Consider the following 13272-nt stretch of genomic DNA (forward strand, 5'->3'; position numbering starts at 1 on the left):
AATGCAGGCTTCTGGTCAGAGTGGCAACACAAATGGAGGCAGCTCTTCTGTAGGAAAGACAAGTGCTCCTCTTCATGAAGAAATCCAAACTTCCGGTTACGGTGGAAGTACAAGCGAAGGTAGCTCTTCTATAGGAAGTTCAAGTACGCCTGTTCATGAAGAAATTCAGACTTCCGGTTACGGCGGAAGTACAAGCGAAGGTAGCTCTTCTATAGGAAGTTCAAGTACACCTGTTCATGAAGAAATCCAAACTTCCGGTTATGGTGGAAGTACAAGCGAAGGTAGTCCTTCTGTAGAAAGTGTAAGTTACCCTACACCAACAAGAGAACCTTCTGTTTCCATGCCAAAAGGGATGGATCAAGCACAAGCACAAGTGGCAGCTACAGAGGAACCTCGTCAAGTAAAACAACCAATTGAACAAGATACTGTGCCTGCTTCAACAGAAGACATTCCAATGCCACATCAACATCGAACAGAAACACGTAATATTGCACAAGTGGTACGGGATAATGTCAAAGAGAGCGTAGGAAAGGTAAAAGAACGTATTGATAACTCACAAACAATCCATAAAACAAAACGTTCTTATCAAATTGGGCGAAATACCGGACGAGATTTACGAAACCTTGGATCAAAAAAGCGAAATAAACAAGATGAGAAGTAACAGGAGTTACTTCTCTTTTTTATGGAAAGGAGAAGGATTATGGGAAACTATAACATTCCAAAAGAAATCTCAACGGAATTAAAGATTAATAAATCTCTTTATCTCTTTGATTTGCTGTTCATTATTGGCTTACTTATGGTCACGATGATGTTACGCTTTTTTATTCATCCAACGCTTCAAATTCCCTTTTATATCTTCATGGGCGTATTTGGTCTATTGATGATTGTTAGACCAAGTACGAACCCTAAAAAACGGATGTATGAGGCGTTATTGCTTACATTGGTACGAAAGAAGAGTACGTATTGTGCGATAGATCGGGATCAAGAATAAAGAATAAAGGAGGGTATAATAGATGGCATTATTTGATGAAAGAATCCTAGAAAAAGGGAAACCTATTTTAAAAGAAAAAAAGACAAGTACATCCCTTCTCTTTGATGAAAAGGAACTGGATAAACAGATTGCCCGTACAAAGAAAAAGAATCCTTTTTCGCTGTTACGACCTTCAAAGGCCAAAAAGGAAAAAGAGAAGCTACCGGAGGTAAAGAAAAGTGTAGCTGACATCATTTCCATTATCGATCAAACGGATAGTGGATTATTTCAGCTAAAAGATGAGGGTGGCTTTTTTGGGATCTGGCAGCTTCAAAGTACTGATATCAATGCCATGCATGACCAAGAGGCAGGACGCAATATTTATACACTGGCTAAAACATACCAGGGCGACAAAGATCCGTTTAAAATCATCTCATTGAACTTGCCCGTTTCAACACAAAAGCAACAACAGTATCTTGAGAAAAAGATTCGAGAGGCTAACAATGCGTTATCGCTTCGATTCTTAAGAAAGAAATTAAAAGAACTTCAATATTTAGAATGGGGGCGAACCAATCGAGAATACTTTCTTTTCCTATATGGACCGACTGAACTGGCTGTAAAGGAACGAAAAGACCAATTTATGCGAGATATTCAACTGGCTATCCCTCTGTTACCTGTTTCGGATGAAAAACAGATTAACCTTCTTTACAAACTCTACAATCAAAACGCCAAGCTTGGTAATAAACAATAAGAAAGGGTGAAAATAAAAGGTGATAAAATACGCTATCCGACTTCACAAAAATGATCGTGACGCTGTTTTAATTTTTCATGCAGCCCCTAATTCAGAGGGACATTTTCAGTGGTATATTACAAAACATAAAAATGTAGTAGGCCAACCAATTGAAGACGAACTGTCCGAAAGTTACATCATAAATACTCAACGAATAAAAGAAGAAGGATATGAAGGTCTGTATCTATATTGTAAATTCACCTATCTAGAAGCTAATAAAGAAAATACAACAGAGTTTATAAAATTATCTTCTGATATTACTAAAATCATTGAGTCCGGTACAGTTTTTGACGAAATATCAACGTTTGATGAAAACGGTCAAATAACCTAATTTTTATAAAAAATTCAATTTAAAAAGAAGAGAGGATGAAACATAGATGATGTCTTTACCTTTCCATACAAAAGAGAAAACACCTAAAGAGATCAAGCAGAAAAAAGGATACAATCCTTATTTTGTGGCGCAGATTCAACCACAAGGAGGTGTAAGCTTTAAAGAAAACCTTGTTCGAAATGGAGATGGATATTCGACTTGCATTCATATTTATGAGTACCCAACGAACGTGAATGATTTTTGGTTGGAACCAATCATGAACATGCCCAATGCCATTACGACCTTAGATGTAGTAAGTGATGAGCGAAAACAAGTCGTAGAAGCGATCAATAAAAATATGTCGGAACAAAATGCACGGCATGTGAATGCCAAAGAAAATATTGATCGTATGGATGCCCAAGAACAATATTTAGATATGAAAGAGCTATACCGTCAAGTCACAAATGGTGAAGTGATCAAACGGATACACCTTCGCATTTATATTGCCGAAAAAACGATTCCTGACTTAGAAAAGCGATTAAAAGAAGTCATTCATCATCTTGAAACGCATAACTTCAGAGGATCCATTTTCTTAAATGAACAAGAGTATGAGTGGGAATCATTAGTGACGCATTTTGATATACAGAAGAAATACCCTAATAAGCGAAAAGGAAAGGAAATCCCCGCATTAGCACTAGCCGGAGGGTTTCCTTTTCATTTTACTCACTTAGATGATCCATACGGTACGTATCAAGGAACAACTCGTACAGGAGGCAGCGTCATCTTTGATTTGTTTCATAAAGACCAACAACGAAAAAGTTATAATGCGGTGTTGATGGGCTTAATGGGCGCAGGTAAATCAACGTTTTTAAAGAAAGTCACCACCGATAATGCGATTAAAGGCTATAAGATCCGAGGATTTGATATTGTAGGAGAGTTTGAAAGTCTCGTTAGAGAATTAGGAGGGAAACAGATTGCCCTAGATGGATCGGAAGGGCAAATTAATCCTTTACAGGTATTTAAAACACATGAACATGAGATTAATAGCTTTACGCAGCATTTATCCAAACTAACTGTTTTTTATCGTTTTATTGCACCAGAAGCAAAAGATGATGAATTAAAAGAGTATGAAAAGCTCCTTCGTAAACTCTATATTCAAAAGCAGTTATGGAACGATGAAAAAGGCGCAAGCAATCACATTACGGGGCGTTCACCAGAAGCCTATCCAACGTTTAGTGAGTTTCTACACCTCATTCGAAAAGAGTTATATACAGATGAGAAAACAAGAGAACACCATCCGAACTTAGGAGAGTATCGAAAACGTAGACTTGAGCTAATCGAGCTGAATATTGAAAACTTGGTTGAAACGTACGCTCATTTGTTTGATGGGATTTCAACCATTGAAGATTTTAACGATGAACAAGTCGTATTTTTCTCCATCCGTCATTTATCGAAATTAAAAGATGAAATTGCACAAGCACAGCTTTTCAACGTCATGAGTTTATTATGGGATGGTATGCTGCAGAATGGTGAACCACAATTGGCAGCCTATACGAAAGGGACATTAGCCTTTGAAGATGCCATTCGTTACTTAATTGTGATCGACGAGGCCCATCACATCGTAAACACGAAAAAAGGCAATGAACATGCTTTAGATTTCCTAACAGAGTTTAGTCGAGAAGCACGTAAATACTTTGCAGGTTTGATCTACGCAAGTCATTTAATCAGTGACTTTGTGCCAGACGGCTCGGAACAAACAGCGATTGAAAAAATTAAAAAGCTTTTTGATTTAACGCAATATAAATTTATCATGCAGCAGGATGACAACAACTTAGATACCATTCAGCGAGTGTTTAAAACAGGGATCACCGACAGTGAATTGGCTGAAATCCCGAAGCTACCAATTGGGGATGTGCTCCTTTGTATTAAGTCTGTAAAAAACATTCTCTTTCATATTGAAATCGATGAGGAAGAAAAAGTGCTGTACGGTGGAGGTGCATAAGCCTTGCATATCGTTTTACAGCTCATTCCCAAAAAATATTTGATTGGAGGCACGTTGATCCTGTTAGGATTATCGGGCCTCTTAATCATGAGTACGATTGTAGCGATTACAGGTGAATTTGAAAAAGATAGCCAACAAAGTGACGTAACAGAGATTGAAGGTGGAGGCATTGGTGTAGGAACGGCTAATGTGTCACCGAAGGTCATGAAGTATCAACCGTTACTTGAAAAATACGCACAAAAGCATGGGTTAGATGCTTCGTATGTGCCGATTATGATGGCACTTATGATGCAAGAAAGTGGAGGAAGAGGCAATGATCCCATGCAAAGCAGTGAGTCATTTTGTGGCTCGGTTGGATGTATTTCTAGTCCTGAATTATCGGTCGATAAAGGGGTTTTGCATTTTAAAAGTGTCCTAGAAAAAGCGCATTATGATTTGAAGCTTTGCCTTCAGTCCTACAATTTTGGCGGTGGATTTATCAATTATGTCATGAAAAATGGAGGGAAATATACACCCGAGTTAGCGATTTCTTTTTCACAATCGCAATATCAAAAAGTAAAACATACTGGTATTTATCACTGTGTACGTCCTGAAATGGTACCCTATCAAGCTTGCTATGGCGATGCCAAGTATGTTGATGCCGTGCTGAAATATTACACCGGAACGATTACAGCTGATGGAAAACCAGCAGCTCCTGCCAGTGGAGGAAGTGGTGGTAAATCGGGTGTGAAAGTGATTGACGCAGGCAAAACGTTGATTGGTAAAACACGCTATGTATTTGGTGGTGGACGCTCTCAATCTGATATTAATGCAGGACGTTTTGATTGTTCAAGTTTTGTCAGATGGGCATTCGAACAAGTAGGAATGAATGTTGGTCCAATGTCGGGGGTAACAACCGATACACTCAAAACGCAAGGGCAAGCAATCAATCCAAAAGACATGAAGCCTGGCGACGTAGTGTTTTTCGATACCTACAAAATAGACGGCCATGTCGGCATTTACGTTGGTAATAATCAGTTTTTAGGCTGCCAAGGAAAAACAGGTGTAGCCATCGCAAGTATGGCAAAAGGAACCTATTTTGGTGAACGATTCAATGGAAGAGTAAAACGATTCTAAAAGGAGAAAAGGCGATGAAAAATAAAGCAGCACTACTATTTGGAGCGCTTGCCCTTGTGGTGACAGGCGTGACCATTTTTAATATCTACCTTAACCATAATATCTCCAACACAACAGCTTCGAAACAAATTCAAGTCACAAATGACAGCTTACAAGAAGAAAATAAAGAGCTAAAAAAACAACTAAGTGAAGTTCGCCCTTCTGCCCAAGAACAACAAAAACGAGATTACTTGAATACGGTTAATCAATTCATCGATGTGTCTTATCATCGTGAAAAAGAAGGATTTGAGGAACGAAAGAAGGTTGCAAAATCTATCATGGACAAAGAGCTTTATGAGCAATTTTATCCTTCTGAAAAGTTCGTATATGGAGATAGTTACACTTCCATTCCAAACGATGTACAGCTTTATGTACAACAATATGATGGAGGGCAAGAAGAGGTCGAGGTGATTGCTGAGTTTACAAATCACCTTGTGATAAAAGATGAGAATGTGGACGATCAAACGCATGACATTATCAAAGTTTCTTTACGAAAAGAAGAGAACAAATGGGTGGTTTATAGTATCGAAGAATTGAAAACAGAAATCATGAAATGAGGTGGAGTAGGTGGCATTTAAGAAGCAATTAGAAGATTATCGATTTAATTTAAATCGCAATCGGTCATGGAAGTATACAGCTGTTTTAATTTTTTTCTTTATCGGTTTTTTATCCTTACTGACATCAAAATTCTACTTAAAAACAGAAGCTCCGTTATATCATACCAAAACCTATGAGGCGGTTTCTTCTAACATAACAGGAACCGTCACGATTGAAAATCGTGTGTATCATCCGGCTACTGACTCACTGGATATGGTGATCAAAATGGATCAAACAGATGAAGAAGAAGTAAGCTTTGTGGCACAAGAAAAAGCGAATCCAAACATCAAATTACCTGTTCATTTATTATATGAAGATGATGGCTATTATGTCGTAAGAATCAGCGATTTGTCTTCAAATTGGGAAGCACTTGCCTTTGATCTGTATCAAGAAAATGAAGAAAAAGAAACGGTAAACGTGGATGACGTAACGAGTGATTCAGAAGCAGATTCATCAGAGGAAATAGACGCCCATGCGTTAATTACAACACTCTATTCTGACCAACGAAAAACGAAAAGTGAAGAAGGAAAAGGAACCAAAAGCAAACAAGAATATGCGCTTTTGGTCAATGATTTAGAGAAGCAGTTTGTCAAAAAGAAAATGAAAAACTATGAAAAAGCCATCACGGTAGAAGCCAAACATAAACGTCAAACGCAACAAGAAATGAACGAGTTACAACGTGATATGAAGTACCAAGTAGAGGAGGAAAAAGCCGATACCGAATCAAAAATTGCGATGAAAAAGGATGCCATTCAATCGAGTGATGCAAGCATTCAGCTCTATAAAGATGAACAAAAAAGTTTACAAGAAAAGCTCCGAAAATTGAATGAAAAGCAACAAGATTTAGCCATGAAGTGAGAAAACACAGGGGGACGCAAAGGGGACATGGCTCCAAAACAGGGGGACATAAAGGGGACATCGGGATTTTAAAAGGGGACGTAAAAGGGACGTACACCAAAAAAGGGGGACGCAAAGGGGACATTAAGCGACTTTCTTTGTACCCACGGTTTTGCTAGGCTCTGCCTAGCCCCACACCTATGGTGGGGGCAAAAACCCCTTATGCTCTTCTCTCTTTTTAGGGGGGAGAGCACTACTACAGAAGAGAGGTCGGATAAAATGGAAATTAAAATTCGATATGTTGATCCAGTTGCACTAAAAAAAATTGATAAAATCGCAAAAGAAAAAAAGATTTCTCGACAAGAGTTTTTAAAAGGTCAGATTGAAACACTGGCTGTTTTTCAAGAACAAAAAGATCGTGAAGCAGAGTTAGAACGCCTCATTGATCGAAATATAAAGATGATGGAAAGGTGTGCAGTGGCAATTGAAACCATCAATGGATTTATTCGAGATATGACAGGAGAAGATGAGGAATGAGTACACCTCCTGTTGTTCCAGGCGTGGTGTTGAAAACAAAGTTTGTCACATCTGATAAAAAAGCTTTTCAAGATTATGTTGATTATGTGGATCGTGATGATGCGAAGAAAGATCAAGAAGCAAACGAAAAACTGTTTACCCTTTATCAAGATTATATGGATAACCCTGATAAGACATCTTCTTTGTTTACTGAAAAATCCAATCAATTGAATGATGGGGAGAAAAGGCAATTAAAAAAGTTGTTTGAAAAAGCGCAGAAAAATAACAGTATTATGTGGCAAGATGTTATCACATTTCATAATCCGTGGCTTCAAGAAAATGGTTTATATGATGCTGATACTCATACAGTGGATGAGAAAAAATTAATGGAGATTACCCGTCAGTCCATGAAGGAAATGCTTAAAAGGGAAAGGTTAAATGAGTCGGCTGTTTGGTCGGCTGCCATACACTACAATACAGGGAACATTCATATTCATATCGCAACAGTAGAACCACAACCCACTCGTGAGCGAGGCAAAAGAAAACCTAAAACATTGGATGCGATGAAGTCAACAGTCGTGAATCAAATTTTAAATCGAGGTGAGCAGCATCAGAAAATAAATGACTTAATTCGAAAGGATATGGTCGGGAAAAAGAAACAAGATTCTTCGTTAAGATGGAAGAATCGTGACATTCAACCACTGTTTCTCCAAATCTATAATCATCTTCCAGAAGATAAAAGGCAGTGGCAATATAGCTACCGAACATTAAAACCAATGAAGCCATTTATTGATGTGCTGAGTCAAAAATATATTGAAAAATATCATCCCAACGAGTATCAACAATTACTTGGAAAATTAGATAAAGAAGTAGAGGATTTAAAGAAAGCGTATGGAGAAGGAAAAGGAGATGAGAAGAGATACAAGGACTATAAGCAAACGAAAATTGATGATCTTTATAAGCGAATGGGGAATGCCTTTTTAAAAGAAATGAAAGATTATGATAAGCAGCAGCAACAGATTAAAAGAATGATAGAAAGTAAGAAACAATCAAAACGTCCTGCGAGTTTTAACCAAAAGGTCTCTATGCATTTTGCATTAAAAAAGATGGAGCGAGCGTTTAAATCAGAATATGAAAGTTGGAAAAACCAAAAACATTATGAGCAATTGCAAAAAGATATTGAACATCGTCATGAGGAAGAGAGGAGTTATTAAATGAATAAACAACGCATGAAATTATCGTTAAATGAAGAAACAAAAAAATACATCCAAACATATATGGAAGAAAAGAATATTGGGTTTACGGGTGAGGCTATTGCTCAAATTTGCAAAGAACATAAAGAAGCAAGAAGTAATGAATGGTCATTGAAATACATTTCTGAAGTGGTGAGTAACAACTTACATCAGGTTTTAAAAGAGGAGTTAACAAAGATTCGTCTTGGAGCAAACAGTGCTGATAAAAACACACAAATTTTAATTGAATATATGAACGGTCTTTTCTTCCATCATGGTTTTGATGGATTAATGACCACCGATTTACAAGAGTTAGATAGCACAAAGGTTGCGAAGGAAGCTGTTGAGAAGCGTATTGCAAATCAACGTCAAAAACGGATTGATTGGGAAGAGTCCAAAGGGAAACAACCATCTTAATGATGGATTTATATAAAGGTAGTTTTAAACATGTAGAGGAGGAATCAGATATGTTTTTTAACAAGGATTTAGTGTTAGCTTCGATTAAAGCTGTAGGAGAGGATCATGCCATTGTACAGTATCAAGACAAAGAAGTAGAGGTGAATTTAAGTCCAGAAGAAGCGAAAGAGTTTCATCAATATGTGGTGCATCAAGAAAATATGTTGGTGCCCATGAATATTAAAACACAGAAGCTTTTTGTGGATTTAGAGGAGCCTTGGTATGAACAAGAATTAGAAGAGCTCAAGGGGATCTCCTATGAAGAAGAGGAGGAAGAAAATGAGTAAAACCTATGCGGAAAAATCCATCGAAGATAAGCGTAAAGAGGTGGAAGAGTTAACGAATGGGATGGAGAAAAAGGTTGAGCAGCATTTTCATTCTGTTGAAGACTTAAAAGACTACTTATCTTTTATGGGTAAGTTTTATCAGTACTCCATGTTGAATTCGGCTCTCATCCAAAAACAGTTTAGAGGTGCGCAAGCTGTTGGGTCATTTAAGTTTTGGAAAGATAAAGGGTTCTCTGTCAATAAAGGAGAGAATGGTATTAAAATTCTTGTACCAAACAAAACCGTTCCCAAATTTAAGGATGAAAAAGGAAAATGGAAGTCGGTTAATAAAGCCACTCCTCAAGAAAAAAAACTCATTCAAGAGGGGAAAAATGAAGTAACTCAAGGTCAACTATATTTTTCAGTCGGCAATACGTTTGATATTAGTCAGACGAATGCGAAAGCAAGTGATTTACCTAAGATATTCCCCAATCGTTGGTTAGAAGGAAACGTGGAGGACTACACGGTGCTTTATAAAGGGATGGAAGCCATTGCGAAAAAAAACGGTATTTCCATCATTGCACCTAAAGAAGAACTGGGCAGCGCAAAAGGCGCGTGTTATCCACTAACGAAGGAGGTTGCGTTAAATCCTCGTAACTCTGAACGTCAAAATGTAAAGACGCTTCTTCACGAAATGACGCATGCTAAGCTGCATACGGCTGAATCAAGAGCAAACTATACGGATGCGGAAAGAGAATTTCAAGCAGAAATGACAGCTTATACGGTTTCTTCTTATTTTGGGATTGATACGAGCGAGTATTCGCTTAATTACCTGTCACACTGGACAAAAGGAAAGAGCTTTGAAGATAAAACTAAGCTTTTAAAAGAAGTACATGAAACGTCCTTTGGCTTTATTGAAACAATAGAAGAAACGTTGGTAAAAGAACGAGAAAAAAATCATTCTTCAGAAAAAAAGGATGAAAAACAGCAGCAGACAGATCCTCTTTCTTCTGAAAATGAGAAGGGGATCATCAATGATCAAGTTCAAGAACCACCTCTTACTTTTCAAGAACGTGTTAAATTGGATAATCAAATGCAATTCCAAACACCTACAGATACCATCCAAGAGAAAAAAGAAGAACAGGAAATCAAAAGGAAAGGGAGCTTAAAAAGCTCCCTTTTTTATCGTCCAAATACTACTTTAATGGAGGAATATACGATGAAAAAAATTACGTCTCTTTCAAATGATCAATTTAAAGCGCTTGTTTCTAATAAACGAGAATTAAAGAAGTTTATGAAGCACCCACAAAATGAAAAAATTGAGGCAGATTGGGCGAACATTAGTGAGAAACAGCTGGAAGACATCCCTTCTGGTTCTGTTTATTTAACACAATCAGCTCTAGGAGAGGAAAAACCACAGGTTTTACTTGTTTCTACGGATGAAAAAGGACAAAAACAAGCCTATAAAAGTGAAGCAACAGTGGATTTTTTGAGAAGTCATGATGTGAATCCTGTTTTAGAGAAAGATCGAGAAACGCAGCTCAAAACAAGCTACCTTACGTTTTTACAAGCGCATGAAAAAGAAAAGCCTCAAGATATTGATAGCATGTTAGCCCGTGTGAACGCAGAAAACGATTATGTGATGTTGAAATCTAGTGCTTTAAAGGAAAAGCAGTTTACCCCTGACCAATTGAAAGGAATGGAAAATGAACTTTCTCATCAGTTTCAAGCACGAAAACAAGTACAAGAAAAGGATCAATATCAAGGAAATTACAAACAAGAAGTACTAGAAGTGATGCAGCAGCCTAGTGAAGAAACACAGTATAAGCAGCTATTTAAACAAAGCTTGTTAGCCCAATTAGGCATATCAGATGAAAAAGATTCTTCTACAGAAGCGAAAGAGGAAGCTAAAGCAGAAAAAGCTCCTGTCGAAAAGCAGCTCAAGCAAGAAACACCTCAAGAGAAAGAACAGCGTTTGGCCAAAATGAAGGAGTTTGAACAAATGCATTCCTTTGATAAGGTGTACAAATTAAAAAAAGAAGTGCTGCAGGAATTAAAAGAGCTGAATTTGACTGATTCTCAACGTGAGAAGTTAACGAAGCTTGAAAAGGCGTTGGACACAGAGAAAAAGGGTCATGATAAGCAGAAAAAAGAAGAGAAATCGCAAAATGGATTTACAAAGTTTTTTGCACGGAATAATGGAGCATTTTCTTCAAAAAAACGGGACCAGACACAAGAAATGGAACGATAAAACAAGCAAAAGGTGAAAAAATGAGAGGGCTGAAAAGCTCTCTTTTTTCATAGGGTGAAAGAGAAGGAGGGATTAGGTGGGAGAACGAAAACACGTCAATGAGGGGGAAGTCATGAAAGCACGAGATGTTGATTTGTTGTCGTATCTGGAAGCCAAAGGCGAAACCTTTGTAAAAGAAGGAAAATACTACCGTCATACGGAACATGATAGCTTACTCATTAAAGGAAATATGTACGCTTGGAACAGCCGAAATGAAACAGGATATGGAGCAATCAGTTTTGCTCGAATGTATTATGGGATGTCGTTTCCACAAGCCGTACTAGATATCAACAAAGGCGATTATAAAGAGCTTTCTCAGTCACATGAACAACCGTCGGTTTCACCATCAAAAGAGCCTTTTCGCTATCCAAAAGAGTTAGAAGTAAAGGATCAAAGCAAAATAAAAGATTATCTCATAAAAGAACGTAAAATAGATTCTCGGTTGGTTGACTGGCTTCTTCAAAAAGATTTAATCGCCCAGGACAAACGGAACAATGTGGTGTTTAAATGGCGTGAACATGGAGGTAAAGGAAAAGTAATTGGGGCGGATCGACAAGGCACAGCTTCGATAAGTAATAAGCGTGGTTCCTTTAAACAAGTCTTACCGAACGATAACCCCCATACAGGCTTTTCAGTTGACGTTGGTCGCCCAAATAAAATTCATTTTTTTGAAAGTCCAATTGATTTGCTTTCTTATTGGAGTATACAAGAAAACCAATTGCAGAATACACGCCTTATTAGTATGAATGGCTTAAAGCCTAAAACGGTTGCACAGTCTTATATCGAAGCTCGAAAAGAAGGTTTAGGTATCAAAGAAATGGTGTTAGCTGTCGATAATGACCAAGGTGGAAAAGAATTTATTGACAAAATGAACCAAATCGTTAATGCTGATTTAATAAGAGCAGATATTCCAAAAGGAGCGAAAGATTGGAACGAAGAATTAAAGAAGAATGGAAAAAGCATTCAACCTGTGGCATCACGTCTCCGGAATAAACAAACTGAACAGGAGCTTTCAATGAATGGATAAAGTGTTTCAAGGTGTATTTTACCTCTTTCTTATCATGATTTTAGTGAAACTTTCTCAATTTACTTACCGTGTCCTTCGTGAACGTAGGTATATGAAAGAGTTAGCCCAATCAGGTATGCCCTATATTGATAAAATGGATGGTTATCAGTTTGAAATATATTTGCAGGCCCTTTTCCAACAGTTAGGATATAAACCTCAAGTAACCAAAAAGTCTGGTGACTTTGGGGCTGATTTAGTGATGAAAGGCGAAGAAAAAATTGTCATTCAAGCTAAACGATATGGAATTAAAAATCGGGTCAGTATTTCAGCTGTGCAAGAAGTGTATGGGGCAAAAGCGTATTATAAAGCGAATCAGGCGTGGGTTGTGACCAATAGTTATTTTACGAAACAAGCGAAAGAACTTGCAGCTGCATGTGATGTGACCTTATTGGATCGGGCAGATCTTCAAAAGTTTATTAATGAAGTCAATCCCGTTTTCAAGGCACGGGAAATCTTTGAAAATATTACACCAGAACCTCGGAAGTGTCCGAAATGTGGGCAGGATCTAGTCGTACGAGATGGGAATGGTACTCGTTTTTTTGGCTGTTCCTCGTTCCCTTGTTGTCGTCATACAGAGAAAATTAATAAGGAAGTAAGTAAGAGCAGACCTTCAGTATAGTAAGGTCTGTTTTTTCTTGCTCTAAATAGGTACTGAAATTTGCATCGAATGAGCAGTTAATACGCAAAACAAAAGTTAACTTCGTCAGAGAGCGTTTCTCTGCATGGCAAAATCGTCAATTAACTAGGTTTTTTATTTATAAATAATTGTGACGAAACAGCACTTT

General features: G+C 37.6%; 14 protein-coding genes and 1 pseudogene. All 15 read left to right on the top strand.

The features are described from left to right. Positions 1 to 661: pseudogene (locus ACRPLY_RS26070) on the top strand (hypothetical protein); the annotation flags it as partial. Positions 662 to 700: 39 nt separating this feature from the next. After that, positions 701 to 991, top strand: coding sequence for a DUF5592 family protein (locus ACRPLY_RS26075; RefSeq protein ID WP_099331418.1), 291 nt, complete (start codon positions 701 to 703; stop codon positions 989 to 991). A 22-nt stretch (positions 992 to 1013) separates the two neighbouring features. Further along, positions 1014 to 1721 (top strand): hypothetical protein, encoded by a 708-nt coding sequence (locus ACRPLY_RS26080; RefSeq protein WP_432232182.1) that lies wholly within the window; start codon positions 1014 to 1016, stop codon positions 1719 to 1721. 19 nt (positions 1722 to 1740) lie between these two features. After that, positions 1741 to 2091, top strand: a complete 351-nt coding sequence (locus ACRPLY_RS26085) for a hypothetical protein (protein ID WP_349803204.1) — start codon at positions 1741 to 1743, stop codon at positions 2089 to 2091. Between the two features lie 49 nt (positions 2092 to 2140). Beyond that, complete coding sequence (locus ACRPLY_RS26090) at positions 2141 to 4072, top strand: VirB4 family type IV secretion system protein (RefSeq protein ID WP_349803279.1); 1932 nt, start codon at positions 2141 to 2143, stop codon at positions 4070 to 4072. Between the two features lie 3 nt (positions 4073 to 4075). Then, complete coding sequence (locus ACRPLY_RS26095; protein ID WP_349803205.1) at positions 4076 to 5188, top strand: bifunctional lytic transglycosylase/C40 family peptidase; 1113 nt, start codon at positions 4076 to 4078, stop codon at positions 5186 to 5188. Between the two features lie 14 nt (positions 5189 to 5202). Further along, positions 5203 to 5784 (top strand): MerR family transcriptional regulator, encoded by a 582-nt coding sequence (locus ACRPLY_RS26100; protein ID WP_181170541.1) that lies wholly within the window; start codon positions 5203 to 5205, stop codon positions 5782 to 5784. 10 nt (positions 5785 to 5794) lie between these two features. Then, positions 5795 to 6682, top strand: coding sequence for a hypothetical protein (locus tag ACRPLY_RS26105; RefSeq protein ID WP_432232183.1), 888 nt, complete (start codon positions 5795 to 5797; stop codon positions 6680 to 6682). Between the two features lie 258 nt (positions 6683 to 6940). Then, positions 6941 to 7198, top strand: a complete 258-nt coding sequence (locus tag ACRPLY_RS26110) for a hypothetical protein (RefSeq protein ID WP_116516760.1) — start codon at positions 6941 to 6943, stop codon at positions 7196 to 7198. Beyond that, the gene (gene mobP2, locus ACRPLY_RS26115) at positions 7195 to 8391 is read left to right on the top strand and encodes a MobP2 family relaxase (RefSeq protein ID WP_116516759.1); all 1197 of its coding nucleotides are present in this window, start codon (positions 7195 to 7197) and stop codon (positions 8389 to 8391) included. Before ACRPLY_RS26110 ends, mobP2 begins: the two co-directional genes overlap by 4 nt. Continuing rightward, positions 8392 to 8826, top strand: coding sequence for a hypothetical protein (locus ACRPLY_RS26120; protein ID WP_116516758.1), 435 nt, complete (start codon positions 8392 to 8394; stop codon positions 8824 to 8826). Positions 8827 to 8876: 50 nt separating this feature from the next. Next, positions 8877 to 9152: a hypothetical protein gene (locus tag ACRPLY_RS26125; RefSeq protein WP_098250091.1), complete on the top strand. Its 276-nt coding sequence runs from the start codon at positions 8877 to 8879 to the stop codon at positions 9150 to 9152. After that, positions 9145 to 11382, top strand: coding sequence for an ArdC-like ssDNA-binding domain-containing protein (locus ACRPLY_RS26130; RefSeq protein WP_432232184.1), 2238 nt, complete (start codon positions 9145 to 9147; stop codon positions 11380 to 11382). The genes ACRPLY_RS26125 and ACRPLY_RS26130 overlap by 8 nt, the downstream gene beginning before the upstream one ends. Positions 11383 to 11494: 112 nt before the next feature. Further along, entirely contained in the window at positions 11495 to 12448 is a 954-nt protein-coding gene (locus tag ACRPLY_RS26135; RefSeq protein ID WP_116516835.1) for a DUF3991 and TOPRIM domain-containing protein, read from the top strand. Continuing rightward, complete coding sequence (locus tag ACRPLY_RS26140; RefSeq protein WP_432232185.1) at positions 12441 to 13106, top strand: restriction endonuclease; 666 nt, start codon at positions 12441 to 12443, stop codon at positions 13104 to 13106. Before ACRPLY_RS26135 ends, ACRPLY_RS26140 begins: the two co-directional genes overlap by 8 nt. Positions 13107 to 13272: the final 166 nt, after the last annotated feature.

Origin of the sequence: Priestia sp. TGN 0903 (assembly GCF_050846855.1) — a bacterium.
GTDB classification, from domain to species: Bacteria; Bacillota; Bacilli; order Bacillales; family Bacillaceae_H; genus Priestia; species Priestia zanthoxyli.

Bases quoted from the DNA above. Each gene is read 5' to 3' on its own strand.
- ACRPLY_RS26075 (WP_099331418.1), top strand. From the start codon at position 701: ATGGGAAACTATAACATTCCAAAAGAAATCTCAACGGAATTAAAGATT.
- ACRPLY_RS26080 (WP_432232182.1), top strand. From the start codon at position 1,014: ATGGCATTATTTGATGAAAGAATCCTAGAAAAAGGGAAACCTATTTTA.
- ACRPLY_RS26090 (WP_349803279.1), top strand. From the start codon at position 2,141: ATGTCTTTACCTTTCCATACAAAAGAGAAAACACCTAAAGAGATCAAG.
- ACRPLY_RS26100 (WP_181170541.1), top strand. From the start codon at position 5,203: ATGAAAAATAAAGCAGCACTACTATTTGGAGCGCTTGCCCTTGTGGTG.
- ACRPLY_RS26110 (WP_116516760.1), top strand. From the start codon at position 6,941: ATGGAAATTAAAATTCGATATGTTGATCCAGTTGCACTAAAAAAAATT.
- mobP2 (WP_116516759.1), top strand. From the start codon at position 7,195: ATGAGTACACCTCCTGTTGTTCCAGGCGTGGTGTTGAAAACAAAGTTT.
- ACRPLY_RS26120 (WP_116516758.1), top strand. From the start codon at position 8,392: ATGAATAAACAACGCATGAAATTATCGTTAAATGAAGAAACAAAAAAA.
- ACRPLY_RS26125 (WP_098250091.1), top strand. From the start codon at position 8,877: ATGTTTTTTAACAAGGATTTAGTGTTAGCTTCGATTAAAGCTGTAGGA.
- ACRPLY_RS26130 (WP_432232184.1), top strand. From the start codon at position 9,145: ATGAGTAAAACCTATGCGGAAAAATCCATCGAAGATAAGCGTAAAGAG.
- ACRPLY_RS26135 (WP_116516835.1), top strand. From the start codon at position 11,495: ATGAAAGCACGAGATGTTGATTTGTTGTCGTATCTGGAAGCCAAAGGC.
- ACRPLY_RS26140 (WP_432232185.1), top strand. From the start codon at position 12,441: ATGGATAAAGTGTTTCAAGGTGTATTTTACCTCTTTCTTATCATGATT.